We start from the raw sequence: 26,137 nt of genomic DNA on the forward strand, positions 1-26,137 counted from the left end.
TGCCCTTTTCAATACCTAGCTTACTTCATTGCTAGCAGTTTGCTGTAGCGCTCAAGTTTGTCCATGCTAATTTTCGCGTTTGCCATGAAAGTTTGTCTCGCTTTTCCTGTTAGGGATTTAGATTGTGGCAAATTCACCGTGCGCGGGTTTTTATGGACACCATTCACAAGGAACTCATAGTGCAGGTGAGGGCCTGTTACACGACCTGTTCCGCCAAGCGTACCAATGGTTTGGCCTTGTTTAACGCGTTGACCAGCTCGTACCGTACGTTTGGTTAAGTGCAGGTACTTGGTAATGTAAGTATTGCTATGTTTAATGAAAACGTAGTTACCATTAAATTTGTTGTAAGACGATTTTTGAACGACACCATCACCAGCCGCCCAAATCGGGGTGCCCACAGGTGCCGCATAATCTGTGCCTCTGTGAGGACGAACGCGTCCCGTTACAGGGTGTAAGCGGCGTGGGTTGAAGTTAGACGAAACTCGACGGAAATCCAACGGTGCGCGCAAGAACGCCTTTTTCATTGCTCGTCCATTTTCGTCATAATACTTGCCACTTTTCTGATCCAGTATTGCGGTGAAAGTATCGCCTTGGTTTTTAAATATCGCAGCAATGATTTTTCCGCGTCCAATCACTTCACCTTCTACCACTTCCTCTTGGTAAAGCACTCGGAAGCTGTCGTTCTTACGAATATCTAAAGCAAAGTCGATATCCCAGCCAAATATGCCGGCCAGTTCCATGATTTGGTTGCCATTTAATCCCGAAGAGATTCCCGCATTCCAAAAGTTTGATTTGATGGTGGCTTCAGCGTAGTTGTACTGGAAGTCGACTTCTTTTTTATCGACTTCTGAGACGTATTTGCCGTCTTTTAACGTGATACGAAAAGTTTCGAATGCGCTTAATGTTCTTCTTAACTGTACTAAGTCGTTGTTTTCATCAAAACCGAATTGCAATCGATCGCCAGGTCGAAGCCGGGTTAATTGCTTTTCCACTTCTTTGTCTGATGAGACAAGCTCATGCAATAGGCGGGCAGAAAGCCCCACGCGACTAAACAAGATGGCGGCACTCTCACCATTTTTCACTTTGTATGTTTCCCAACGCAGTACAGCGGAGGACGCTGGAGACGAACTGTTTAGTGCACTGAGTTCTAGGGAAACTGGCACAGGATAATGTTGACCAACTTTTAATCGGCTCTGCTGCGGGTCTAGGTCTTGCGGATCAGGTAAAAAGAAGAGCGCGAGGATAATCAGCGCACTAAAAAAACCGATCAATACTTTGTGCAAGAGTGGAAGTCGGACAAAAATCGAATGCATGAGGTACTTGATTGCTAAATTAAACGGAAAAATTGACAACTACCTAGTCTAACGTGTTTCAAAATGCATCGCTATTCAAGTAATATGTTCAGCTATTATATTTTTGCCAAATCTGTGGGAGTGAACAAGAATGGCGAGCATTGAAGCTGCACTAGCCGAGATTAAGCGCGGTGTTGAAGAGCTGATTCCAGAAGAAGAGCTTATCGCAAAACTAAAAGAAGACCGTCCTCTACGTATTAAATTGGGTGCGGATCCTACGGCTCCAGATATTCACCTAGGTCATACGGTTATTTTCAATAAGCTTCGCTTGTTCCAAGAGCTAGGTCATGAGGTGACGTTCCTAATTGGTGACTTCACTGCAATGGTTGGTGACCCAACAGGTAAAAACACAACACGTCCACCGCTAAGCCGCGAAGACGTATTGCGTAATGCAGAAACTTACAAAGAGCAGGTATTCAAAATTTTAGACCCTGCAAAAACTAAGATTCAGTTCAACTCTGAGTGGTTATCTGAGCTTGGTGCAGAAGGTATGATTCGTCTTGCTGCAAACCAAACCGTTGCTCGTATGCTAGAACGTGATGACTTTAAAAAGCGTTACGCGGGTGGTCAGCCAATTGCTATTCATGAGTTCATGTACCCACTTCTACAAGGTTGGGACTCAGTAGCAATGGAAACTGACGTTGAGCTTGGTGGTACTGACCAGAAGTTCAACCTGCTAATGGGGCGTGAACTGCAAAAGTCTCACGGTCAAAAACCACAGGTTGTACTGATGATGCCTCTTCTAGTGGGCCTTGATGGCGAGAAGAAGATGTCTAAGTCAGCAAACAACTACATCGGTATCAGCGAAGCGCCAAGCGAAATGTTTGGTAAAATCATGTCTATTTCGGATGACCTAATGTGGAGCTACTACGAGCTGCTATCTTTCCGTCCTCTGGAAGAGATTGCTCAATTCAAAGCTGATGTAGAAGCAGGCAAAAACCCTCGTGACATCAAAGTATTGCTAGCAAAAGAAATTATTGCTCGTTTCCACAGTGAAGCTGATGCAGATGCGGCAGAGCAAGAATTCGTAAACCGTTTTGCGAAGAATCAAATTCCTGATGAAATGCCAGAATTTGATTTTGATGCAGGTCGCCCTGTGAGCAATCTGTTGAAAGAAGCGGGCTTATGCCCATCATCGTCAGATGCGATGCGTATGGTTAAGCAGGGCGCTGTGAAGATGGATGGTGAAAAAATTGCGGACAGCAAATTTGCTCCAGAAGCGGGTACTTACGTGTTCCAAGTAGGCAAACGTAAATTTGCACGTATTACTATTCAGTAATCAATAATCGCTGCAAATGAAAGCGCCTGATGGGCGCTTTTTTTGTATAAAAATTTAGCGAAAAAGACAAAGTAAACCTTCCAAACATGTTTAACTTTGCTACTATACTCTCGCTGCCAATAATGGCAGCGTTATCGGAGATTTACATGAACAATACCGACCATCCTCCCAGTCGTTGGGTGAGTAAGAGCAAGGGAGCGAAATAACCCGCTTCGGTATTGGCGATCTCCGCCTTACCTAAGTGGTGAGGCATCTTTTCTAATTTTCTTCTCGTTATTTCCTTCATACATTCTGAATAGACAGTGCATCCGCATTGGTTTTCTCTGTGCATCTTAATTGTTGTGTGACTTTAAGCATGCAAGATTGACTTTGCGTGCCTTGTCGATGGTCGTTACCAATGCCAATCGGGAGATTCGCCATGACGGTAATGAACAACACTTTTATTGAAACAACACCAAACTTTTCTGAAGTAGAAATTGGTGCAGCTCGCAATGCATTTTTGCAGTATGAGCAAGAGCAACAAGTCCATTTGCTTACGATCATGCCGATTGATGAGGCGGTAGGTATTTTGCAGCATTGCTCTGTCGGTTATGTGAATAGTCTTATTGCTCAACTTGAGCAAGCAGGCCATGACAAACGCGCACGTCATTATGCTCACCAATTGGGTTTGCATATGTCTGAAGTTGATACACCTGATGGTTATTTATCGACTAGTGTTTTGGGGCACGTGAAGCAGCGTATTGGGTGGATCATTGCACTGGCACTTTTAGGGATTGTGTCGGGTTTGATCATTGCTCAGTATGAGGACACTCTTAGCCAGCTCGTTTTGCTTGCGGTGTACATGCCTGTGATCGCTGCGGCTGGTGGTAATACAGGAACACAAGCTGCAACTTTGGTGATTCGTGCTCTTGCAACTGGGGAGCTAAAGAAACGCCAATGGCTAGAAGTTTTGTGGAAAGAGAGCCGCGTTGCTCTATTTATTGCGTTAGCGATCGCTATCGTGATGATTGGACGCATTATGTTATTTAGTGCCGGTCAATCAACAGGGGGCTTTGAACTTACCGATATCGCATTGGCAATAGCGGTTGCGTTATTCATCCAAGTAACGATTTCTACAACATTAGGTGGGCTGCTACCAATTATTGCACGAGCTTGCAAGATGGACCCAGCGGTATTGGTGAGTCCAGTGCTTGCATCTATCGTCGATATTTCAGGGATGTGGATATACTTTAATGTGGTGAACTATTTCTTGGGTATCGCCTGACTAAAGTTCACAATATCACTATAAAAAAGCTGCTCAAAATGTGTAATAGGGGCGATGACAGGTTTGTTATCGTCCCTTTTTTCTGGGAAGTAGTCTGAAACAAACTGAACAAAAACGGTATTAGGTTGACCATTTTTATCCAAGCCATATCCGGCCATGTTGTAAGTTCCGTAGAGGGAGCCGCTTTTGGCGATCAATTGTCCTTTAATTGGCAACTTTCGCATACTTTGTCGGTACTTTAATGTGCCTGACTCACCTGACTTCGGCATGATGGCGATCAGTTTAAGCTCGTCTTCGTGCTTCCAAATATAACGAAGAATTTCCGCCATTTTGGTGGCGGAAATACGATTGTTTCGTGAAAGTCCTGAGCCGTCTTCTAGGCGCGCATTACGAATATCAATACCAGTATTGGCGAAAATGATCTGCTTGATCGCCTCTGTACCGTTGGCAAAGCTACCTGACTGAACAAAAAACTTAGCGCCAAGTGTTTTGGTTAATGTGTCTGCAATCAAGTTATCAGAGTTTTTAAGCATTTCTTCCAGAATGTCTGGTAGTGCCTCTGATTGATGCATGGCGATTAGCTTGCGCTGTTTTTCCGGAGCCGAACCGATCCTAATCTTTCCTGATAACTCAATATTGAGCTGCTTAAGCAAAGCTGCCAATCTATGGCTGGTATAAAGTTCGGGATCTTGAACGGCAAATTTAAGTGGTAATGGTTTCTCCCTCTCAACTAAGCATCCAGTTAGCTTGTAGTTGTTATCAGGGTTTGCGACTAAGCCTAAATCGCAATGACGACTTTTCTTAATCGTTTTAGAAACGGTCTCGACAGTACTTGTTACACGAATAGGTTGATGCTCAGGTACGTAGACTCGAGTCCCACCGTCCTTTTGCGTATAGATAGAAGCCTGCACACAGTTGTTATTGAGTGTGATGGTCGATGCCGGAGCGCTGTAGCAAACTCCCAAGATATCCCACGGCCAGCCCACTGCACGGTTGTAACCAGTGAATGCGCTGTTATCGAGCCATAAGTCACCGTCAATACGTTTTAAGCCATTTTTCTTGGCTAGGGTAAGAAGTGATTTTAAATCGTTGGTTTGGAGCGTTGGATCGCCGACAAAGTAAATCACTGCGTCTGAGCTCGACGCTTCTAGCTTGGTTCGAAAGCGGAAGTTATCACCCAGCTCCAACTTAGCCGCTAATGCTGTGACGATTTTTAATGTACTGGCTGGTGGGAACAGTTGTTCGGTAGGATGAACACCGTCAAGTTCAGCATTCTCACTGAGTTTTTCCGCGACTAAACTGATGCGAGAGCCTTCCGGCAACACTTCTTGATGAGGGTACGCTTGTGAAAAAGCAGAAAGTAATGAAGAGAATATGAGCAAGGGCCAACGTAAACGCATAATGATACTTTCTAAGGTGAGTTATGTGATTGAGTATACGCAAGTCCTTTCAATATGCTAGGTAACTAAAGAAATGCTTTATATGTCATCAGGAATGAGACATGAGAGAAAGGCGCGCGGCTTAAAATGGAGTATAAAAAATGCCCGCTTGAAGCGGGCATTCGATATTCTAGTCAAAGACCGGAATTAGAAGTCGTAACGTAGACCTAGAGCTAGCTCGTCTTCAGCATCGATCTTGTTCGCAACTGTCTTACCGCTAGTTGAGCCGAACTTATCGCCAGCGTCAATTAGGTTGAAGTTGTAAGAAACGTAACCGCGGAAGTTAGGTTTGAAGTAGTAAGAAGCATCAACAGCGAAGTTGTTTGCAGAAGTTTCGTTGTCAGTTTCTGCATTGTTGTACGTTGTTGTGAATACTGTTTGACCTAGCGTGTAAGCACCCGCTAGTTCGTAACCAGTGTAATCAACAGTGTTGTTGAATGTGTCAGTCATTTTTTCGCCATCTGTGAAGATACCAGCGAAGTAAAGATCAGACATAGTGTAAGATGCAGCTAGCATGTACTCGTTTGCATCGTATTGGTCTGCGTAACCAGCACCAAGCTCAAGACCAGTGTCTGCTACAGCGTAGATAGCTGATAGAGAGTAGCCGTCTTGTTTGTTATCAGAGTATTCACCGTTTTGTTCTACACGGTCAGCGAAGCGGTAGCTTGCTTTAACACTTAGGTTTTCGAATTGACCTTTGTAAGCCATCATGTTGTCTGTACGGTCTGCTACAGCTAGTTTGTCTGCTGCAGAGTTACCGTGGTAAGCCATGATATCTGTGAAGTCAGTGATAACGCCTAGTGCACCTTCAGTTTTACCGTATGCGAACTCACCGTAAGCACCGCCAAGACCAGCGTAAGCAAGACGAGTTTCTAGATCGCTCTTGTCGTCGCCGTCTACAGTACCGTTTTGAGCAGTCTCAAATTCACCTTCCCAGAAACCAACACCGTATAGGTTGTCATTGATCTCTTGTTTACCAAGGAAGTTTAGACGGATGCGAGATTTGTCTTGAGCGTCGCCATCTTTCATAGATAGACGTGCTTCAGCACGGCCGCCCATTTCTAGAGAAGTGCCGTCTTGGTTGTAAAGTTCAGCTGCGTTTACGCCAGTTGCCATAGCTGCTGCAGATACAGAAAGAGCAATTAGAGTCTTTTTCATCTTATTTGTCCTAGTTAGCTGTCCATAATCATTGTTGTATGGGGGAGAGGTAATCTCTCACAAGTTGTTGGTCTATAATCGGCCAGTAAGCGGTATAATTCGCCCTTGTAAGCCTTTGATCTAACAACTCGCTGGACATGTTTTACTGCTAAAGTTTCCGTATGAGTTAGTAAAATGATATAAATCGTATCGATGAACACTGTTCGATTGTTCTGGTTTTTGATTTAACCTTTTGTTTTAAATGATATTTTGTGGCTATAACATTCGTCTGACATTGATTAGTTTTTATCTTTTTTGATGTTTTTGGTGTAATGAACAGTGTTGTTTTTCAACAAATTGCGACAGTGATGCACTCTAGAATCGTTCTAAAAGTGACTTATATCATTATGCCGAAAATGCATAGTCTTACAGCCTTTCGAATTAAGATGATTTCGTCCGGGAGTTTGTTTACACTAAATGAAATACATCTTTAAGCGCACTACCCAGCCCTATGGCAGGGTGGGCTTTTTTTTGTCCAAAGACCCATTTGGGCTTGAGGTTATAAAATGGAAAAAGTTCCAATGACACTACGTGGCGAGCAAAAGCTACGTGCAGAACTCGATCGTCTACTTAAACTACGTCCTCAAATTTCAGAGGCAATCGCTGAAGCTCGTGAGTTAGGTGATTTAAAAGAGAACGCAGAATATCACGCCGCTCGAGAAGAGCAGGGTATCTGTGAAGCACAAATCCGTGACATTGAATACAAACTGTCAGTTGCTCAAGTAATTGATGTAACGAAGATGGAGAACACGGGTAAAGTTATTTTTGGTTCAACCGTAACCTTGATTGACATCGACACCGAAGAAGAAAAAACATACCAAATTGTTGGTGATGACGAAGCAGACATTAAAGCTGGCCGTATTTCAGTAAGCTCACCAATTGCTCGTGGCTTGATCGGTAAGATGGAAGGCGATGAGGTTGCTATTCAAACTCCGGGTGGCGCGAAAGACTTCGAAATCGATCGAGTAGAATACATCTAAGTCGTTGAGAGTAATTTTGTTACTCCAATAAAACGCAAAAAGGTCGCCAATGGCGACCTTTTTTCTTCAGCAACGTAAGTAGAATTACTTACGAGGGATTTCGATTTTACGCTCTTCAGACTGGCGGTACAGCACAAGCACTTTACCAATAGTCTGAACTTTTTCTGCGCCCGTCTCACGTACGATAGCGTCGATGATTAGCTGTTTTGTTTCACGATCTTCTGAAGCAACTTTTACTTTGATCAGTTCGTGATGGTTAAGAGCGATTTCAATTTCTGCTAGCACGGCTTCTGTAAGTCCATTTGCGCCCATTAGCACGACAGGTTTTAAACTGTGAGCTAGGCCTTTAAGGTGCTGCTTTTGTTTGGTGCTTAGGTTCATTACGCGGCCAATTTTCTTTAAAATAAGGGTTGAAAAAAGCTATTTTAACGCCATCTATTGCTGAAGACTATAATTTATTGAGTAATAGGTAGCGCCTATTAAAACAATAGCTCCAATTTGCGCCTTGTTGGGATTAAAATGAGTAAACAAAAACATTCGGCTAGTTCTGGTCGTTGGTTGAAAGAACACTTTGATGATAAATACGCGAATGAGGCTCGTAAAAAAGGCTATCGCTCACGTGCTTATTTCAAGATCGATGAGATTCAAACGAAAGATAAATTGTTAAAGCCTGGGATGACAGTCGTCGATTTGGGTGCGGCACCGGGCGGGTGGTCTCAATATGCTGCTAAGATAGTAGGAGACAGTGGTCAGATCATTGCGTGTGATTTGCTTCCTATGGACCCTATTGCGGGTGTCAGCTTTTTACAAGGCGACTTTCGCGATGATGCTGTATTGGAAGCTTTGCTAGAAAGAATCCAACCTTCAATGGTAGACGTAGTAATGTCTGACATGGCACCTAATATTGCGGGAAATAACTCTGTTGACCAACCTCGTGCTATGTATTTAGTTGAATTGGCTTTAGATATGTGTCGACAAGTTCTAGCGCCTAATGGTAGCTTTGTCGTAAAGGTTTTCCAGGGGGAAGGCTTCGATCAGTATGTGAAAGAAGTCCGAGACATGTTTAAAGCCGTAAAAATTAGAAAACCAGACTCATCGCGAGCTCGCTCTCGAGAAGTCTTTGTTGTAGCCACTGGTTACAAAGGTTAACCATTTTGCTCTCTTGAGAGCGTGTTAACACTATAGCTACAGTGAATGAACTGTAGTACCCTACCTTTAATTACAATTAGTTATCGAGAGGCTTACACCTTGAGTGACATGGCAAAAAATTTAATTCTGTGGCTTGTTATCGCCGTCGTATTGATGTCGGTATTCCAGAGCTTTGGCCCTGGAGAAAGCAATGGCAGAACCGTGGATTACACCACGTTTGTACAGGAAGTTGGCCAAGGCCAGATTCAAGAAGCAACTTTTAAAGACGGTGAAATTAGCTTTGTTCGTCGTGGCGGCGGTGCCAAAATGGTCACTTACATGCCAGTGTATGACCAAAAGCTTCTAGATGACCTAATTAACCAAAACGTGAAAGTACAGGGCACGCCTCCAGAAGAGCAGAGCTTGCTTGGTACTATTTTCATTTCTTGGTTCCCAATGATCTTACTGATTGGTGTATGGATTTTCTTCATGCGTCAAATGCAGGGCGGCGGCGGTAAAGGCGCCATGTCTTTTGGTAAGAGTAAAGCTCGAATGATGAGCGAAGAGCAAATCAAGACCACCTTTGCTGACGTTGCAGGTTGTGACGAAGCAAAAGAAGACGTGAAAGAGCTGGTGGACTACTTGCGTGATCCAAGCCGCTTCCAAAAACTGGGCGGTAAGATTCCTACTGGTGTGTTAATGGTAGGTCCTCCCGGTACTGGTAAAACGCTTTTAGCGAAAGCCATTGCTGGTGAAGCAAAAGTACCGTTTTTTACCATCTCGGGTTCAGATTTCGTAGAAATGTTTGTGGGTGTCGGTGCATCTCGTGTACGTGACATGTTCGAACAAGCTAAGAAAGCAGCGCCTTGTATTATCTTCATCGATGAAATCGATGCGGTAGGTCGTCAGCGTGGTGCTGGTGTTGGTGGTGGTCACGATGAACGTGAACAAACACTAAACCAAATGCTAGTAGAGATGGATGGTTTCGAAGGTAACGAAGGTATCATCGTAATCGCTGCTACTAACCGTCCAGACGTTCTTGACCCAGCATTGCTACGTCCTGGTCGTTTTGACCGCCAAGTGGTGGTTGGATTGCCAGATGTACGTGGTCGTGAGCAGATTCTAAAAGTACACATGCGTAAAGTCCCTCTAGCAGGTGACGTAGAGCCTTCTCTAATCGCTCGTGGTACACCAGGCTTCTCTGGTGCTGATTTAGCAAACCTAGTCAACGAAGCGGCGCTATTTGCTGCGCGCGGTAACAAGCGTAACGTTTCTATGGTTGAATTCGAATTAGCGAAAGACAAAATCATGATGGGTGCCGAGCGCCGTTCAATGGTTATGTCTGAAGAGACAAAAGAGTCAACGGCTTATCACGAAGCGGGTCACGCAATTGTTGGTCGTTTAGTACCTGAGCACGATCCAGTGTACAAGGTGTCGATCATTCCACGCGGTCGCGCGTTGGGTGTGACTATGTACCTACCGGAGCAAGACCGTGTCAGCATGTCTCGCCAGCATCTAGAGTCTATGATCTCTAGCTTGTACGGTGGTCGTCTAGCGGAAGAGCTTATCTACGGTGCTGATAAAGTCTCAACAGGCGCGTCAAACGATATTGAACGTGCAACTGATATTGCTCGTAAGATGGTTACTCAATGGGGTTTCTCTGAAAAGCTTGGTCCTCTACTGTATGCAGAAGATGAAGGTGAGGTGTTCCTTGGTCGTAGCGTGACTCAGACTAAGCATGTATCTGATGATACGGCGAAGCTGATTGATGATGAAGTTCGTCAAATCATTGACCGCAACTATGACCGTGCGAAGAAGATTCTTCAAGAAAACATGGATATCATGCATGCGATGAAAGATGCGCTGATGAAGTATGAAACCATTGATGCTCGTCAAATTGATGATTTAATGGAGCGCAAAGCTGAAATTCGTGAGCCTGCGGGTTGGAGTGATAACTCAACTAGCAAACCTGAAGACAGCGAGAAGCCTCAAGCAAAGCCAGAAGTTAAAGAAGAAGCAACGGACGCTGCGAAAGATGCAGAAAAGTCTAGCTCTCCAGAAGCGACTTCTAGCGAAGCGCCTGAAAAGAAAGACTCTGAATAAAGAGTGTTGATAATAATAAACCCCGAGTTATCTCGGGGTTTTTGTGTTTATGATGATGATTACAGCAAATAACAAATCTTTAGATCTTTCCCGTCCACATGTTATGGCCATTCTAAATGTGACTCCGGATTCCTTTTCGGATGGTGGTAAATACAACTCGATTGAACTCGCCCTTGCTCAAGTTGATAAAATGATAAAGGCTGGTGTAAGCATTGTTGATGTTGGTGGGGAGTCGACAAGGCCTGGCGCGCCAGATGTGTCTTTAGAAGAAGAACTTCGACGTGTTGTCCCAGTAATCAAGGCCATTCGTGAAAAGTACGATGTGTGGATTTCGGTCGATACCAGTAAAGCGGAAGTTATGCGTCAAGCTATTGATGCTGGTGCAGATTTGATCAATGACATTCGATCTTTGCAAGAACCTGGTGCTCTCGAAGTCGCAGCAGAAGCAAAGCTTCCAATTTGTCTGATGCATATGAAAGGTCAACCTAGAACCATGCAAGTTGCACCTCATTATGATGATGTGATGAGCGACGTATCTGCCTTTCTAGAAGAACGTATCGCGGCATGTGAAGCAGCAGGGATTGATAAATCTCAACTGATTCTCGATCCTGGATTTGGCTTTGGCAAAACGATAGAACACAATTATCATATGCTCGCTCATCTTGAAAAGTTTCATGAATTCGGCCTGCCAATTTTGGCTGGCATGTCTCGTAAATCAATGATTTTTAAATTGTTGGATAAGCCTGCGGCTGAATGTACAAATGCGAGTGTCGTTTGCGCTACGATTGCAGCAATGAAAGGCGCGCAGATCATTCGTGTGCATGACTTTGAAGAGACAATCGAAGCAATGAAAGTTGTTGAGATGACGAAAAACAATATTTAAAAATAATAAAGGAAAGTTTATGTCGAATAAAAGACGTTACTTTGGTACTGACGGTGTGCGCGGTAAAGTAGGACAATACCCAATCACTCCGGACTTCGTACTTAAGCTTGGCTGGGCTGCTGGTCGTGTACTAGCAAAACAAGGCACAAAGAAAGTTATTATAGGTAAAGATACGCGTATCTCCGGTTATATGCTTGAATCTGCATTAGAAGCAGGCCTTGCTGCAGCGGGACTTAAAGCAACATTTACTGGTCCAATGCCAACCCCAGCAGTGGCATATTTAACTCAAACTTTCCGCGCAGAGGCGGGGATTGTGATTTCTGCATCGCATAACCCATATTACGACAACGGCATTAAATTCTTTTCTTCTGAAGGTACTAAGCTACCTGACGATATCGAGTTGGCGATTGAAGCTGAGCTGGATAAAGACATTGAATGTGTTGAGTCTGCAGAACTTGGTAAAGCCACTCGTCTAAATGACGCTGCAGGCCGTTACATCGAATTCTGTAAGAGTACTTTCCCATCTGAATTGAGTCTTGCAAACTTTAAAATTGTGGTAGATTGTGCGCACGGTGCAACGTACCACATTGCTCCAAATGTCTTCAAAGAGCTTGGCGCAGAAGTTATTGCAATGGGCGTAGAGCCTAACGGCATCAACATTAATGAAGAAGTGGGCGCAACAGATGTTCGTGCGCTTCAAAAGCGTGTCGTTGAAGAGCAAGCACACCTTGGCCTCGCATTTGATGGTGATGGTGACCGTATCATTATGGTCGACCACCTTGGCAACAAAGTCGATGGCGACCAAATTGCTTACATTATTGCTCGTGATGCTCTTCGTCGTGGTGAGTTAAAGGGTGGTGTAGTTGGTACGTTGATGACTAACTTGGGCATGGAAAATGGTTTAAAGCAGCTAGGCATTCCATTCGTACGTGCCGCTGTTGGTGACCGTTATGTCATGGAACAGCTGCTAGAAAAAGGCTGGAAAATTGGTGCTGAAAACTCAGGCCATGTGATCTTATTAGATAAAGTCACCACGGGCGATGCAATTGTTGCAGCACTGCAAGTGCTTGCTTCTGTAGTTGGCAGTGATATGTCTTTGCATGAGCTATCGCAAGGCATGACGTTGTATCCTCAGGTTCTAGAAAATGTCCGCTTTGCAGGGGAAAGTAATCCTCTTGAAGCTCAAGCAGTACTAAACGCCGTTGCCGAAGTAGAAGCGACACTGGGTGATAAAGGACGTGTATTGCTGCGTAAATCTGGCACAGAGCCTTTGATTCGCGTTATGGTGGAAGGTGAGGATGGCCAGCTAGTTCAAAGCTCTGCACTGAAAATTGCCGAAGCTGTAAAAGCAAGTTGTTAATCATTGCGTTAAAGTGTGCGGTGAATGAAAAGGGCATCTTTTGCCCTTTTTTTGAGCGCTTAGCGCATTGGCATTGATTTTTTACTAATTTTCCCTTGTCAGCGTTACCGGCTTTCGCTAGTATTGCTCCGCCTCCCGTTAGGAGGTCGCTAGCCTTGTTCAATTATGATTTATTCTCTTGAACGGCGCTGGCTCAACAATTTGGAACATAGGTGGAAAAAATGTTTTCAGTTCTACTTGTGATTTACCTGTTGGCAGCGCTTGGTGTGATTGGCCTTGTGTTGATTCAACAAGGTAAAGGCGCAGATATGGGAGCCTCGTTCGGTGCTGGTGCTTCAAACACAGTGTTTGGTGCTGGCGGCTCAGGTAATTTCTTAACCCGAACAACTGCTATTTTAGCAACCGTATTCTTTATCGTTAGCTTGTTGCTTGGTCGTATGTCTACGCACCAGACTGAATCACAATGGGTAGACCCAACATTAGGTCAACCAGTTGTTGAACAAGTTAAGGATGCAGCGAGTGAAGTTCCAGCCCCTGCGGGTGATGAAATTCCTCAATAAGCTGTAAGGTTTTGATGCCGAGATGGTGAAATTGGTAGACACGCTAGCATGAGGTGCTAGTGCCTTAGGTGTGAGGGTTCGAGTCCCTCTCTCGGCACCATGTATTTACAAACTTGTAAATCACTTGTTTGCGAGTATAATGCTCAGCAAGTCGGACGCGGGGTGGAGCAGCTTGGTAGCTCGTCGGGCTCATAACCCGAAGGTCGTCGGTTCAAATCCGGCCCCCGCAACCAGTCTCTTTCTTTAAGAAGAAATCGTAGATTGGCAAGTTTGCGTAGTGCTAACCACACTACGAGTTAAGAGAAGCATTTGTTGGCTATTCTTAACGTATCAGGGTCCAGCAGCATAAAACCCCGACTATCGGGGTTTTTTGTTATCTGAGCTTTTTGAAATAGCTCAGAGACTGCTTGGTTTTTTGATTGGGCTCTGAGCCCTTTTTTTGTTTCTGGAGTGGTTAAATGACTGGTTTAGAAAGACAACTTACTGAAATGCTTGAAGCACCAGTAGAGGCATCAGGCTATGAGTTGGTTGGATTAGAATTCATTCGTGCAGGCGCGCACTCAACGTTACGCATCTACATTGACCATGAAAATGGTATTAACGTGGACGACTGTGCAGAAGTTAGCCACCAAGTTAGTGCGGTTTTAGACGTTGAAGATCCAATTTCTGTTGCTTACAGCCTAGAAGTGTCTTCTCCAGGTTTAGAAAGACCACTTTTTAAAGCAGCACATTACGAGCAATTTATTGGTCACGAGGTCAGCATCGTATTGAAAATGGCTGTAGCAAACCGTCGTAAGTGGAAAGGTATTATCCACGGCGTTGATGGCGAAACAGTGACAATTACTGTAGACGGTCAGCAAGAAGAGTTTGCTCTAAGTAACATTTCCAAAGCTAACCTGATCCCTAAATTTTAGTTCCCTAAAAAAGTTTAAGCTTAGAGGCTAAATACAATGAGTAAAGAAATTTTAGCGGTAGCAGAAGCGGTATCGAACGAAAAAGCGGTACCTCGTGAGCGTATCTTTGAGGCTCTTGAGATTGCTCTAGCAACTTCTACAAAGAAAAAATACGAAATCGAAATCGACGTACGTGTTGCCATTGACCGTAAAACTGGTGAGTTTGTGACTTACCGTCGTTGGTTAGTTGTTGATGATGTTGAGAACCCTACAAAAGAGATCTCATTAGAAGCAGCACAGTACGAAGATGACTCAATCGAACTTGGCGACTACGTAGAAGACGAAATCGAATCAGTAACGTTTGACCGTATTACGACTCAAACGGCTAAGCAAGTTATCGTACAAAAAGTTCGTGAAGCTGAACGTGCACAAATCGTTGAGCAGTTCATCGACAATGAAGGTGATCTAATCACTGGCGTTGTGAAAAAAGTAAACCGCGACACTATCGTGCTTGACCTTGGTAACAACGCTGAAGCGGTAATCCTACGTGATGACCAACTTCCTCGTGAAAACTTCCGTCCAGGCGACCGCGTTCGTGGCCTTCTTTACAAAGTCGCGCCAGAAGCACGTGGTTTCCAACTGTTCATCACTCGTTCTAAGCCTGAAATGCTGGCAGAACTATTCCGTGTTGAAGTGCCTGAAATCGCTGAAGATATTATCGAGTTGAAAGGCGCGGCACGTGATCCTGGTTCTCGTGCTAAGATCGCTGTCAAAACAAATGACAAACGTATCGACCCTGTAGGTGCGTGTGTTGGTATGCGTGGTGCACGTGTACAAGCTGTTTCTGGCGAACTTGGTGGTGAGCGTATCGATATTGTGCTTTGGGATGATAACCCAGCTCAATTCGTTATCAACGCAATGGCGCCAGCTGATGTTGCTTCTATCATCGTTGATGAGGATGCACACTCAATGGACATCGCAGTTGAAGCTGACAACCTAGCGCAAGCTATCGGTCGTAACGGTCAAAACGTGCGTCTAGCATCTCAGCTAACAGGTTGGGAACTGAATGTTATGACAGTTGCTGATCTTCAGAAGAAACACGCTGAAGAATCACAAGCATCTATTGAAAACTTCATGAAGTACCTAGATATTGAAGAAGACTTCGCTCAACTTCTTGTTGAAGAGGGTTTCTCAACGCTAGAAGAAATCGCATACGTGCCAGTTAACGAGCTACTAGAAATCGATGGTTTGAATGAAGAACTAATCGAAGAGCTTCGTGGACGTGCAAAAGATGCACTAACGACGATCGCACTAGCACAAGAAGAGTCTTTTGAAGGTCTAGAACCAGCTGAAGATCTGCTTGCACTTGAAGGTCTTGAGCGTGAGATGGCATTTAAATTGGCAGCGAAAGGTGTAGCGACACTGGAAGATCTTGCTGACCAAGGTATTGACGATTTAGAAGGTATCGAAGGCCTGACCGAAGAACGTGCAGGTGAGCTAATTATGGCCGCACGTAACATCTGTTGGTTCGGCGAAGAAGCATAATTTTCGGCAAGGAGGAAGCGGCATGACACAATTAACAGTTAAAGCACTGAGTGATGAGATTGGTACGCCAGTCGACCGCTTGATTGAACAACTTGCTGACGCTGGCATTAAAAAGGCGAGCTCTGACAATGTTACTGATGAAGAGAAGCAGAAGCTTCTCTCTCATCTAAAGAAAGAACACGGTGATAAATCAGGTGATTCAGAGCCGACTCGCCTTACGCTTCAGCGTAAAACTCGTAGTACACTTAGTGTGAACGCGGGTGGTGGTAAGAGTAAGAATGTTCAGGTTGAGGTGCGCAAAAAACGTACATACGTGAAGCGCAGCACAATTGAAGATGAAGCGAAACGTGAAGCTGAAGAAGCAGCACAACGTGAAGCAGAAGAAGCAGCAAAACGTGCAGCAGAAGAAGCTGCAAAACGTGAAGCTGAAGAAGCTGCAAAACGTGAAGCTGAAGAAGCTGCAAAACGTGAAGCGGAAGAAAAAGCGAAACGTGAAGCTGAAGAAAAAGCGAAGCGAGACGTAGATACGAATGCACAACGCAATGCTGAAGAAAAAGCAAAGCGTGATGCTGAAGAGAAAATTAAGCAAGAAGCAGCGCGAAAAGAGGCCGACGAGCTTAAACGTCGTCAGGAAGAAGAAGCTAAGCGTAAGGCTGAAGAGGAAAGTCAGCGCAAGCTTGAAGAAGCTCGCGAATTGGCTGAAAAGAATAAAGAGCGTTGGTCTGCTGCAGAAGAGAAAAAGGGTGATATGGAAGATACAGATTACCATGTAACGACTTCACAATACGCACGTGAAGCCGAAGATGAAGCAGATCGCAAAGTAGAGAGCGGTCGTCGTAAGAAGAAAAAAGCTTCAGGTAAAGACGACCAAGCTCGCGGTGGCCGTAACAACCAACGTGGCGGTAGAGGTCGTAAAGGCAAACTTGCTAAACCGACTTCAATGCAGCATGGCTTTGATAAGTCAGCAACGGTTGCTAAGCAAGACGTTGTAATTGGCGAAACGATCGTTCTATCAGAACTTGCTAACAAGATGTCGGTTAAAGCGACAGAAGTTATCAAAGTAATGATGAAGATGGGCGCTATGGCGACTATCAACCAAGTGATCGACCAAGAAACAGCACAACTTGTTGCTGAAGAAATGGGCCATAAAGTAGTTCTTCGTAAAGAGAACGAACTGGAAGAAGCGGTACTATCTGACCGTGACACTAACGCGGAAGCAGTTCCACGTGCTCCAGTTGTTACTATCATGGGTCACGTTGACCACGGTAAAACGTCAACACTTGACTACATCCGTCGCACACACGTTGCTTCTGGCGAAGCGGGTGGTATTACTCAGCACATTGGTGCGTACCACGTTGAAACAGACAACGGCATGATCACGTTCCTTGATACTCCTGGACACGCAGCGTTTACTGCAATGCGTGCTCGTGGTGCTCAAGCGACAGATATCGTTGTTCTTGTAGTTGCAGCAGACGATGGCGTAATGCCACAAACAGTAGAAGCGATTCAGCACGCGAAAGCGGCAGGCGTTCCTCTAATTGTTGCTGTGAACAAGATCGATAAAGAAGACGCGAACCCAGATAACGTTAAGAACGAGCTTGCTCAATACGACGTTATTCCTGAAGAGTGGGGCGGTGAGAACATGTTCGTTCATATCTCTGCTAAACAGGGTACAAACATCGATGGTCTTCTAGAAGCAATCCTTCTTCAGTCTGAAGTTCTTGAACTTACAGCTGTAGCTGAAGGCATGGCATCTGGTGTTGTTGTTGAATCTCGCCTAGATAAAGGTCGTGGTCCAGTTGCAACAGTACTTGTTCAATCAGGTACACTAAACAAAGGCGACATCGTTCTTTGTGGTCAAGAATACGGCCGTGTTCGTGCAATGCGTGATGAGCTAGGTAAAGAAATTACTTCGGCTGGCCCATCTATCCCTGTAGAGATCCTAGGTCTTTCAGGTGTACCATCTTCAGGTGATGAAGCAACAGTAGTTCGTGACGAGCGTAAAGCGCGTGAAGTAGCTAACTACCGTGCTGGTAAGTTCCGTGAAGTGAAACTTGCTCGTCAGCAGAAATCTAAACTAGAGAACATGTTCTCTAACATGACTGCTGGTGAAGTTGCTGAACTTAACGTTGTACTTAAAGCAGACGTTCAAGGTTCTGTAGAAGCAATCGCAGACTCACTAGTTAAGCTATCTACTGACGAAGTTAAAGTGAACATCGTTGGTTCTGGTGTTGGTGGTATTACGGAAACTGACGTAGTACTAGCGGAAGCTTCAAACGCAATCATCCTTGGCTTTAACGTTCGTGCAGATGCTTCTGCTCGCCGTGCTGTTGAAGCCGCAGCTGTTGACTTACGTTACTACTCAATCATTTACCAATTGATTGACGAAGTGAAACAAGCAATGGGCGGTATGCTTGCTCCAGAATTCAAGCAAGAGATCATTGGTCTTGCTGAAGTTCGTGACGTGTTTAAGTCACCGAAACTGGGCGCTATCGCTGGTTGTATGGTTACAGAAGGTGTGATCAAGCGTAACAACCCAATCCGTGTACTGCGTGATAACGTTGTTATTTACGAAGGTGAACTAGAGTCACTACGTCGTTTCAAAGATGACGTTCAAGAAGTTAAGAATGGCTACGAATGTGGTATCGGCGTTAAGAACTACAATGATGTTCGCGTTGGTGACCAAATCGAAGTCTTCGAAATCGTTGAAATTAAACGTACTCTAGACTAATTGACTAAAATTACTAATATTGTCTTTGAAAGATAAGTAGTAATTGGTTGTTGAATACACCATGGGGGGCTGGCTTTGACCAACCCCCCATTCTTTCTATATAAGAGTAAAGATATGTCAAAAGAATTTAGCCGAACGCAGCGCGTTGCACAGCAGCTGCAAAAAGAACTAGCGATGCTCCTTCAACGTGAAGTTCGTGACTCTCGCCTTGGCATGGTGACGATCTCAGACGTAGAAGTCTCTCGTGACCTAGCTTACGCAAAAGTATTTGTGACCTTCCTATGTGTGGGCGAGCAAACACCAGAATCATGTCTAGCTGCACTACGCGAGCACGAAGTGCACATTCGCATGATGTTAGGTAAGCGCATTCGCCTACGTCTAACGCCAGAAATCCGCTTCCACTATGACAATACGCTTGTTGAAGGTATGCGTATGTCTAACCTAGTGTCTGAAGTCGTTAGTTCAGACAAACAAAAGCAAAAAGATTCTGGTCGTGAGGACGAAGAATAATGGCTCGTCGTCGTAAAGGTCGTCCAATTAATGGCGTTATACTGTTGGACAAACCAACAGGTATCTCTTCCAATGATGCACTGCAAAAAGTAAAGCGAATCTACTTTGCTGAGAAAGCAGGCCACACTGGAGCCTTGGACCCATTAGCGACAGGCATGCTGCCAATTTGCTTGGGTGAAGCGACAAAATTTTCTCAGTTTCTTCTAGATTCTGATAAACGCTACCGCGTGATCGCAAAGCTGGGTGAACGTACCAATACGTCTGACTCGGATGGTGAAGTTGTAGAGACGCGTCCAATCGATGTTACGTTAGACAAGCTAGAAGCGTGCATCGATAAGTTCCGTGGTGAATCTGATCAAGTGCCTTCCATGTTCTCTGCGTTGAAGTATCAAGGTAAACCCTTGTATGAATACGCTCGTAAAGGCATCGAAGTTCCGCGTGAATCTCGTAAGATCACGGTATATGAGATTGTTCTTCACCGTTTTGAAGGTGATGAAGTCGAGATGGAAGTGCATTGCTCAAAAGGCACCTACATTCGTACCATCGTGGATGACCTAGGCGAAATGTTAGGTTGTGGTGCGCACGTAACTATGCTTCGACGCACTGGTGTTGCGAAATACCCTTACGAGAAGATGGTGACACTTGAGCAACTGAATGAGTTACTAGAGCAAGCACACCGTGAAGAGCGCGCTCCTCGAGAACTACTGGACCCATTGCTGTTACCAATGGATACAGCGGTAGAAGACTTACCAGAAGTCAACTTAGTGCCTGAACTGGCGGATATGGTTCAGCATGGGCAACCTGTTCAAGTATTTGGTGCGCCTACCGAAGGCTCACTTCGCCTTACCATGGGTGAAGAGCGTTTGTTTATTGGCGTTGGCGAAATGAACGAAGATGGCAAAATCGCTCCTAAGCGATTGGTCGTGTTCCGAGATGACGTCGCATCCAAGTAAATGATTGAAAATACCGACCTGAGTGTCGGTATTTTTATATTGCACGAGATAGGAAATTTCCCTATAATCCGCGCTTCGCGTAGCGGCTGAATCAGAGATTGGCTGCTACAACTTTAAACCTACTCTTATTAGGAGAGAATTATGTCTCTGAATGCAGAAACTAAAGCAGCAATCGTTGCAGAATACGCACAAGGCGAAGGCGACACTGGTTCACCAGAAGTTCAAGTAGCTCTACTTACAGCTTCTATCAACCACCTACAAGGTCACTTCAAAGCGCACAAAGGCGATCACCACAGCCGTCGTGGTCTTCTACGCATGGTTTCTCGTCGTCGTAAGCTTCTAGATTACCTAAAAGGTAAAAACCTAGCTCGCTACCAAGACCTAATCAAACGTCTAGGCCTACGTCGCTAATCAGCGACTGCATAGCAGTTTGTCTAAAAAGGGGCTTTATGCCCCTTTTTTGTTGCCTAAATTTAGCCAAATTAGACTTATGCCGTTATAATACTGGCGGCTAAACCTCGTAAGAGGTTTTCTCAAAAGCTCATAGCATTACAGTCAACCACGTCGACCAAAAGGTCGCGACTATTCAAAAGGAATTTCCGAGTTTCTTTTTACTAGTCGCGATTCGTAATGTCTTGAGTGTCAATTAACACATCTAAGATTTCTTTTAGCACTAAAGGAAGATTAGAAACAAGGAATAACAATGTTCGAAAAACCAGTTGTTAAAACGTTCCAGTACGGTAACCATACAGTTACTTTAGAAACTGGCGTTATTGCACGTCAAGCTACAGCAGCAGTTATGGTCACAATGGATGATACGTCTGTATTTGTATCTGTTGTAGGTAAAAAAGAAGCCGTTGCAGGTCAAGACTTCTTCCCACTAACGGTTAACTACCAAGAGCGTACTTACGCTGCAGGTAAAATCCCAGGCGGTTTCTTCAAGCGTGAAGGTCGTCCTTCTGAAGGCGAAACGCTAACAGCTCGTCTAATCGACCGTCCAATCCGTCCGCTATTCCCAGACGCGTTTAAAAACGAAGTTCAGGTTATCGCGACAGTAATGTCTGTAAACCCAGATGTTCAGCCAGATATCGTTACAATGATCGGTACTTCTGCTGCTCTTGCTATCTCTGGCATTCCATTCAACGGCCCTATCGGTGCGGCGCGTGTCGGTCATATCGATGGTCAGCTTGTACTTAACCCTAGCCAAACTGAACTAGAAACTTCTAAGCTTGATCTTGTTGTTGCTGGTACAGAATCAGCCGTACTGATGGTTGAATCAGAAGCGGACAACCTAACTGAAGAAGAAATGCTAGCAGCGGTTGTTTACGGTCATGATCAACAACAAGTTGCTATCAAAGCTATCAATGAATTCAAAGCAGAAGTAGCAACTCCTGCTTGGGATTGGGTTGCTCCTGAAGAAAACACAGCGCTTAAAGATAAGATTGCTGAGCTAGCAGAAGCGAAGCTTGTTGAGGCTTACAAAATCACTGAGAAGATGGCTCGTTACGACCGTATCAATGAGATCGCTGCGGAAGTAAATGAAGTTCTTCTTGCTGAAGATCCTGAAGCGGATACAAAAGAAATCCACACTATCTTCCATGATCTAGAGAAAACAGTTGTACGTCGTAGCATTATCGCGGGTAACCCTCGTATTGATGGACGTGAAAAAGACATGGTTCGTGCACTAGATGTACGCACTGGTGTTCTTCCTCGCACACACGGTAGCGCGCTATTCACTCGTGGTGAAACTCAGGCTATCGTGACGGCAACTCTAGGTACTCAGCGTGATGCTCAAATCATTGATGAGCTAACAGGCGAGCGTAAAGATCACTTCCTACTGCACTACAACTTCCCTCCATACTGTGTAGGTGAGACTGGTTTTGTAGGTTCTCCTAAGCGTCGTGAAATCGGCCACGGTAAACTGGCTAAACGCGGTATCGCAGCAGTAATGCCTTCTGTTGATGAATTCCCATACACAGTACGTGTTGTATCGGAAATCACTGAATCTAACGGTTCTTCTTCAATGGCTTCTGTATGTGGTACTTCTCTTGCTCTTATGGATGCAGGTGTGCCAATCAAGTCTTCTGTTGCGGGTATCGCAATGGGTCTTGTTAAAGAAGGCGACGACTTCGTTGTTCTTTCTGACATCCTTGGTGACGAAGACCATCTAGGTGATATGGACTTTAAAGTAGCGGGTACTAACACTGGTATCACTGCTCTTCAAATGGACATCAAGATCGAAGGCATCACTAAAGAAATCATGCAAATTGCGCTTAACCAAGCTCAAGGCGCACGTAAGCACATCCTATCTGTAATGGATGAAGCAATCTCTGGTGCTCGTGAAGACATCTCTGAATTTGCTCCTCGTATTCACACGATGAAGATCAGCGCAGAGAAGATCAAAGACGTTATCGGTAAAGGTGGTGCAGTTATCCGTGCTCTAACTGAAGAGACTGGTACAACTATCGAAATCGAAGACGACGGTACTATCAAGATTGCTGCAACTGAAGGCACTGCTGCGAAAGAAGCTATCCGCCGTATCGAAGAGATCACTGCTGAAGTTGAAGTGGGCCGTATCTACACGGGTAAAGTTGCACGTCTAGCTGACTTCGGTGCATTCGTAACGGTTCTTCCAGGCAAAGATGGTCTTGTACACATTTCTCAAATCGCAGAAAAACGTGTTGAGAAAGTGTCTGACTACCTAGCTGAAGGCCAAGAAGTTCAAGTTAAAGTTCTTGAAATCGACCGCCAAGGCCGTGTACGTCTAAGCATGAAAGAAGCGGTAGAAAAGCCAGCTGAAGAAGCTGCTGCTGAAGCACCAGCTGCGAAAGACGAGTAAGACAAAGTGAGACTTTCAGCCTTTTATTAGATTAAGGGCCTGAAAGCATGTTATAAAAGGGGAGCATTTTCGCTCCCCTTTTTTTGGTTTATTTCGACGCATTAACCTCAAACGAGGTTATCGCCTATATTGCATTAAGAGAAATAAATTTTGAGCGGTCCAAACAGGAGTATCAATTAGTGAAATGGTTTCAAACCGCAAGTTTATGTGTTGCTATCGCGCTGACCGGTTGTGCAAATACTTCTCAGCAATCAGCACAAAAGTGGCTATATCCACCGATGGCGGTGCCACTTCAGCCTAGCGTTCAACAAGAAGTACAAATCGCGCGTTTATCGCAGTTGCTACAACGTCCTGATCTCAGTGATGAAGTACGCGCTAAAATGCATTATGAGCGCGGTAGCTACTACGATAGCGTTGGTTTGCGTGATCTTGCCCGTTTGGACTTTAACCAGTCTTTGCAGTTGAATCCTGCTCAACCGGATATCTTCAATCTTTTGGGGGTGTATTTCACCCAAGTGGGGGAGTTTGACGCGGCTTATGAAGCGTTTGACTCGACCATAGAGTTGGCTCCGGATAATACCTATGCTGAGCGCAACCGTGCGATTGCACTGTATTATGGTGGCCGAATCGATCTCGCTTTAGAAGATATGACCAAGCACTATCAAGAAATGCCAACGGATCCTTTTCGTTCACTATGGCTGTACATCATCGAAGCTGAGCAAAATCCAGAGCAAGCAAAAGCCAATCTTCAACAGCGTTATTTACGAGATCGTAGTGAAGAGTGGGGATGGGTTCTTGTTGCCATCATGCTGCGAGACGTCTCGGACGAAGACGCGCTTAAAGCAATTATGGATGGAACGAGAGAGAACTATCGCCTAGCTGAACGATTGACGGAAACGTATTTCTACCTTGGAAAGCGTAATCAGCTTGAAGGTGATATCGCAAGTGCCATCTCACTTTATAAGCTCGCGATTTCGTTCAACGTTTACGATTATGTTGAGCATCGCTATTCTTTCTTGGAATTGGCGCAAATCTACGATCAATTACAGCAAGATAGATTGGCCAAGCTAAAGGCTGCTAAGAAGCAGGAAATTGAATGATTTAGAGCCGCTCGATGAGAGCGGCTTTTTTTATGATTGAACTTGATTAGTGACTCATTTAAAATAGTTAGTCTTGCTAACTAAGTGGCGGTGGCTTTTATGGCACTAGAAGAAAGCTTGATTGATTTAGAGCGTTTTTGCGCCAAAGCTTGGCGTGTTTATGCCAAAGAAGATCCGTTATCACATCTAAGCTTTAATGAGTTCGATTATTTACGTGTGATTCAGGTTTACCCTGAGGGTGTACGAATAACCGATCTTGCAGAAGAGTTGCAAGTGACTAAGCCTTCCGCATCGACAATGGTTGTTCGTTTGGAAAAAAAGGGTTTGGTGAAACGCATCGCATGTAATGAGGATGCCCGTGCTAAGCGTGTATTGCTGACAGAAGAAGTCGCAGAAAAAATGTCTTTGGAGCAGGTGGTTTACAAAGATATCTCTGAACAAATGATGCAACAATTAAATCAGCAAGAAGCTGAGCAGTTACAAGCTTTACTGAATAAAGCATTGAGCAATAAGTCATTTTAAATTAAACCAAAGGCCTCCGCTGTACGCATTAGCCTTTGGTGTTTCATTTTTCTTTTATTTAATTTAACCATTTAGTTAGCCTTGCTAATTAAATGGTTAGCTTTGCTAACTACTGGTGGCAGTCATGCAAAACTCAATTTATAGACAGTTTTGGAAATATACGATTCCAACCGTCGCAGCAATGCTCGTGAACGGTTTATATCAAATAGTTGATGGCATTTTTATTGGCCGTTATGTTGGTGCTGACGGATTAGCAGGGATCAATGTTGCGTGGCCGATCATCGGTTCTATCCTCGGTATAGGGATGATGATTGGCGTGGGGACTGGTGCGCTAACGTCGATTAAGCAAGGAGAAAACGATCATGAAGGTGCGAAGCGTATTTTAACGACCGGATTGGGGTTGTTGGCGATATTGATGCCGGTCGTTGCTACCATATTGTTCTATTTTGCCGATGAATTTATTCGCTGGCAGGGGGCGGAAGGGCGAGTGTTTGAACTCGCGCTGCAATATCTGCATATTCTGATTGTCGCGTGCGTATTTACGCTAGGCTCTATCGCGGTTCCATTTCTTTTACGCAATGACGACAGCCCGAACTTAGCAACGATGCTGATGGTCATCGGTGCCGTCATTAATATTGTATTAGACTACGTATTTATTGCTTGGTTGGGGTGGGAGTTAACCGGAGCGGCCATTGCTACAGCGCTGGCACAATTGGTGGTAACCGGGCTTGGTATTGGTTACTTCTTTACTTCAAAAGCGACCTTACGCCTTCGAATCAGTGACTTTAAGGTTCGAGTTGATGTTGCACCAAAGATTATAATGATCGGTACATCTAGCTTCTTTATGTACGCGTACGGCTCTGTGATGGTGGCAATGCATAACGCATTATTTGCTCAGTACGGAAGTGCAATGTTGATCGGGGCGTATGCTATTTTGGGATATATCGTGACGGTTTACTATCTGATTGCAGAGGGAATCGCGAACGGTATGCAACCTCTAGTGAGTTTCAATCACGGGGCGCGCAACCAGGCGAACGTCAGAAAATTACTGCAAGTCGCAATGGGGACATCTGTGCTTGGTGGTGTGGCGTTTGTTGGTTTGATGAACCTTTTCCCGTACGAGTTGGTCTCGGTGTTTAACAATGCTGATCAACAGTTGATTGATAGCACGGTGATCGGGATTCGTTTACACATGTTTGCGTTGTTTCTAGATGGCTTTTTAGTCGTGGCGGCTGCGTACTACCAATCGGTAAACAAAGGCAGCAAAGCCATGTTTGTGACACTCGGCAACATGTTGGTTCAACTACCGTTTTTGTTCGTTATGCCGAAACTGTTTGGCGTGACAGGCATTTGGCTGGCTTTCCCATTGTCCAATATTGCGCTGAGTTTAGTCGTGGTCAGTATGTTGTGGCGGGATGTGAAAAAGCTGCTAAACGAAGCTTCGGCTGAGCCAACAGTGCAAGCCTGTTAATAATGGCTGATAGAGAAAAGCGAGGTTG

22 protein-coding genes and 2 tRNA genes are annotated in these 26,137 nt (G+C 44.7%); 20 read left to right on the forward strand and 4 right to left on the reverse strand.

Annotated features, from left to right (window positions below):
* Positions 1 to 20: 20 nt before the first annotated feature.
* Entirely contained in the window at positions 21 to 1,313 is a 1,293-nt protein-coding gene (locus tag MSG33_RS12890; protein WP_199803534.1) for a peptidoglycan DD-metalloendopeptidase family protein, read from the reverse strand.
* Between the two features lie 130 nt (positions 1,314 to 1,443).
* On the opposite strand from MSG33_RS12890, the gene tyrS reads away from it, so the two are divergent.
* Both tyrS and MSG33_RS12900 read left to right on the forward strand, forming a co-directional pair.
* A complete protein-coding gene (tyrS, locus tag MSG33_RS12895) occupies positions 1,444 to 2,631 on the forward strand; it encodes a tyrosine--tRNA ligase (RefSeq protein ID WP_012841441.1) in 1,188 nt (395 codons plus the stop codon).
* Positions 2,632 to 3,049: 418 nt separating this feature from the next.
* Positions 3,050 to 3,895 (forward strand): magnesium transporter, encoded by an 846-nt coding sequence (locus MSG33_RS12900; RefSeq protein WP_012841442.1) that lies wholly within the window; start codon positions 3,050 to 3,052, stop codon positions 3,893 to 3,895.
* Here MSG33_RS12900 and dacB read toward each other — a convergent pair.
* Together dacB and MSG33_RS12910 are read right to left on the reverse strand one after the other, a co-directional pair.
* Entirely contained in the window at positions 3,874 to 5,295 is a 1,422-nt protein-coding gene (dacB, locus tag MSG33_RS12905; RefSeq protein WP_005394673.1) for a serine-type D-Ala-D-Ala carboxypeptidase, read from the reverse strand. The genes MSG33_RS12900 and dacB overlap by 22 nt on opposite strands.
* Positions 5,296 to 5,481: 186 nt before the next feature.
* A complete protein-coding gene (locus MSG33_RS12910) occupies positions 5,482 to 6,492 on the reverse strand; it encodes a porin (RefSeq protein ID WP_012841444.1) in 1,011 nt (336 codons plus the stop codon).
* Between the two features lie 545 nt (positions 6,493 to 7,037).
* Between MSG33_RS12910 and greA the strand changes: the two genes are divergently transcribed.
* Positions 7,038 to 7,511 (forward strand): transcription elongation factor GreA, encoded by a 474-nt coding sequence (greA, locus tag MSG33_RS12915; protein WP_005380065.1) that lies wholly within the window; start codon positions 7,038 to 7,040, stop codon positions 7,509 to 7,511.
* A gap of 84 nt (positions 7,512 to 7,595) precedes the next feature.
* On the opposite strand, the gene yhbY is transcribed toward greA, so the two are convergent.
* Complete coding sequence (yhbY, locus tag MSG33_RS12920) at positions 7,596 to 7,892, reverse strand: ribosome assembly RNA-binding protein YhbY (protein ID WP_005380066.1); 297 nt, start codon at positions 7,890 to 7,892, stop codon at positions 7,596 to 7,598.
* A 138-nt stretch (positions 7,893 to 8,030) separates the two neighbouring features.
* Here yhbY and rlmE point away from each other — a divergent pair, with 138 nt between their 5' ends.
* The 17 genes from rlmE (at position 8,031) to MSG33_RS13005 (ending at position 26,109) form a co-directional block, all read left to right on the forward strand.
* Positions 8,031 to 8,660, forward strand: coding sequence for a 23S rRNA (uridine(2552)-2'-O)-methyltransferase RlmE (rlmE, locus tag MSG33_RS12925; protein ID WP_005388985.1), 630 nt, complete (start codon positions 8,031 to 8,033; stop codon positions 8,658 to 8,660).
* A 108-nt stretch (positions 8,661 to 8,768) separates the two neighbouring features.
* Positions 8,769 to 10,742: an ATP-dependent zinc metalloprotease FtsH gene (gene ftsH / locus MSG33_RS12930; protein ID WP_041852890.1), complete on the forward strand. Its 1,974-nt coding sequence runs from the start codon at positions 8,769 to 8,771 to the stop codon at positions 10,740 to 10,742.
* A gap of 52 nt (positions 10,743 to 10,794) precedes the next feature.
* Positions 10,795 to 11,625, forward strand: a complete 831-nt coding sequence (gene folP, locus MSG33_RS12935; protein WP_031780413.1) for a dihydropteroate synthase — start codon at positions 10,795 to 10,797, stop codon at positions 11,623 to 11,625.
* A 19-nt stretch (positions 11,626 to 11,644) separates the two neighbouring features.
* Positions 11,645 to 12,985 (forward strand): phosphoglucosamine mutase, encoded by a 1,341-nt coding sequence (gene glmM, locus MSG33_RS12940; RefSeq protein WP_248381250.1) that lies wholly within the window; start codon positions 11,645 to 11,647, stop codon positions 12,983 to 12,985.
* Positions 12,986 to 13,206: 221 nt separating this feature from the next.
* Positions 13,207 to 13,545 (forward strand): preprotein translocase subunit SecG, encoded by a 339-nt coding sequence (secG, locus tag MSG33_RS12945; RefSeq protein WP_005380080.1) that lies wholly within the window; start codon positions 13,207 to 13,209, stop codon positions 13,543 to 13,545.
* Between the two features lie 16 nt (positions 13,546 to 13,561).
* Positions 13,562 to 13,645 (forward strand) — tRNA-Leu (locus MSG33_RS12950).
* A 56-nt stretch (positions 13,646 to 13,701) separates the two neighbouring features.
* Positions 13,702 to 13,778 (forward strand) — tRNA-Met (locus MSG33_RS12955).
* A gap of 225 nt (positions 13,779 to 14,003) precedes the next feature.
* Positions 14,004 to 14,459, forward strand: a complete 456-nt coding sequence (rimP, locus tag MSG33_RS12960) for a ribosome maturation factor RimP (protein ID WP_005394659.1) — start codon at positions 14,004 to 14,006, stop codon at positions 14,457 to 14,459.
* A 36-nt stretch (positions 14,460 to 14,495) separates the two neighbouring features.
* Complete coding sequence (gene nusA, locus MSG33_RS12965) at positions 14,496 to 15,983, forward strand: transcription termination factor NusA (RefSeq protein ID WP_005380084.1); 1,488 nt, start codon at positions 14,496 to 14,498, stop codon at positions 15,981 to 15,983.
* A 22-nt stretch (positions 15,984 to 16,005) separates the two neighbouring features.
* Complete coding sequence (gene infB, locus MSG33_RS12970; RefSeq protein ID WP_012841448.1) at positions 16,006 to 18,714, forward strand: translation initiation factor IF-2; 2,709 nt, start codon at positions 16,006 to 16,008, stop codon at positions 18,712 to 18,714.
* A 114-nt stretch (positions 18,715 to 18,828) separates the two neighbouring features.
* The gene (gene rbfA / locus MSG33_RS12975; RefSeq protein WP_226421097.1) at positions 18,829 to 19,224 is read left to right on the forward strand and encodes a 30S ribosome-binding factor RbfA; all 396 of its coding nucleotides are present in this window, start codon (positions 18,829 to 18,831) and stop codon (positions 19,222 to 19,224) included.
* The gene (gene truB / locus MSG33_RS12980) at positions 19,224 to 20,177 is read left to right on the forward strand and encodes a tRNA pseudouridine(55) synthase TruB (RefSeq protein ID WP_248381251.1); all 954 of its coding nucleotides are present in this window, start codon (positions 19,224 to 19,226) and stop codon (positions 20,175 to 20,177) included. Before rbfA ends, truB begins: the two co-directional genes overlap by 1 nt.
* A 141-nt stretch (positions 20,178 to 20,318) precedes the next feature.
* Positions 20,319 to 20,588 (forward strand): 30S ribosomal protein S15, encoded by a 270-nt coding sequence (gene rpsO / locus MSG33_RS12985; protein ID WP_005380094.1) that lies wholly within the window; start codon positions 20,319 to 20,321, stop codon positions 20,586 to 20,588.
* Positions 20,589 to 20,880: 292 nt separating this feature from the next.
* Positions 20,881 to 23,016: a polyribonucleotide nucleotidyltransferase gene (pnp, locus tag MSG33_RS12990; protein WP_005394655.1), complete on the forward strand. Its 2,136-nt coding sequence runs from the start codon at positions 20,881 to 20,883 to the stop codon at positions 23,014 to 23,016.
* A 179-nt stretch (positions 23,017 to 23,195) separates the two neighbouring features.
* On the forward strand, positions 23,196 to 24,116 hold the full coding sequence (gene nlpI, locus MSG33_RS12995; RefSeq protein WP_012841449.1) for a lipoprotein NlpI: 921 nt from the start codon (positions 23,196 to 23,198) through the stop codon (positions 24,114 to 24,116).
* 99 nt (positions 24,117 to 24,215) lie between these two features.
* Entirely contained in the window at positions 24,216 to 24,638 is a 423-nt protein-coding gene (locus MSG33_RS13000; protein ID WP_005394653.1) for a MarR family transcriptional regulator, read from the forward strand.
* A 124-nt stretch (positions 24,639 to 24,762) separates the two neighbouring features.
* Complete coding sequence (locus MSG33_RS13005) at positions 24,763 to 26,109, forward strand: MATE family efflux transporter (protein ID WP_248381252.1); 1,347 nt, start codon at positions 24,763 to 24,765, stop codon at positions 26,107 to 26,109.
* Positions 26,110 to 26,137: the final 28 nt, after the last annotated feature.

The organism is Vibrio sp. 1CM7H (assembly GCF_023161645.1).
In the GTDB taxonomy this organism is placed as follows: domain Bacteria; phylum Pseudomonadota; class Gammaproteobacteria; order Enterobacterales; family Vibrionaceae; genus Vibrio; species Vibrio diabolicus.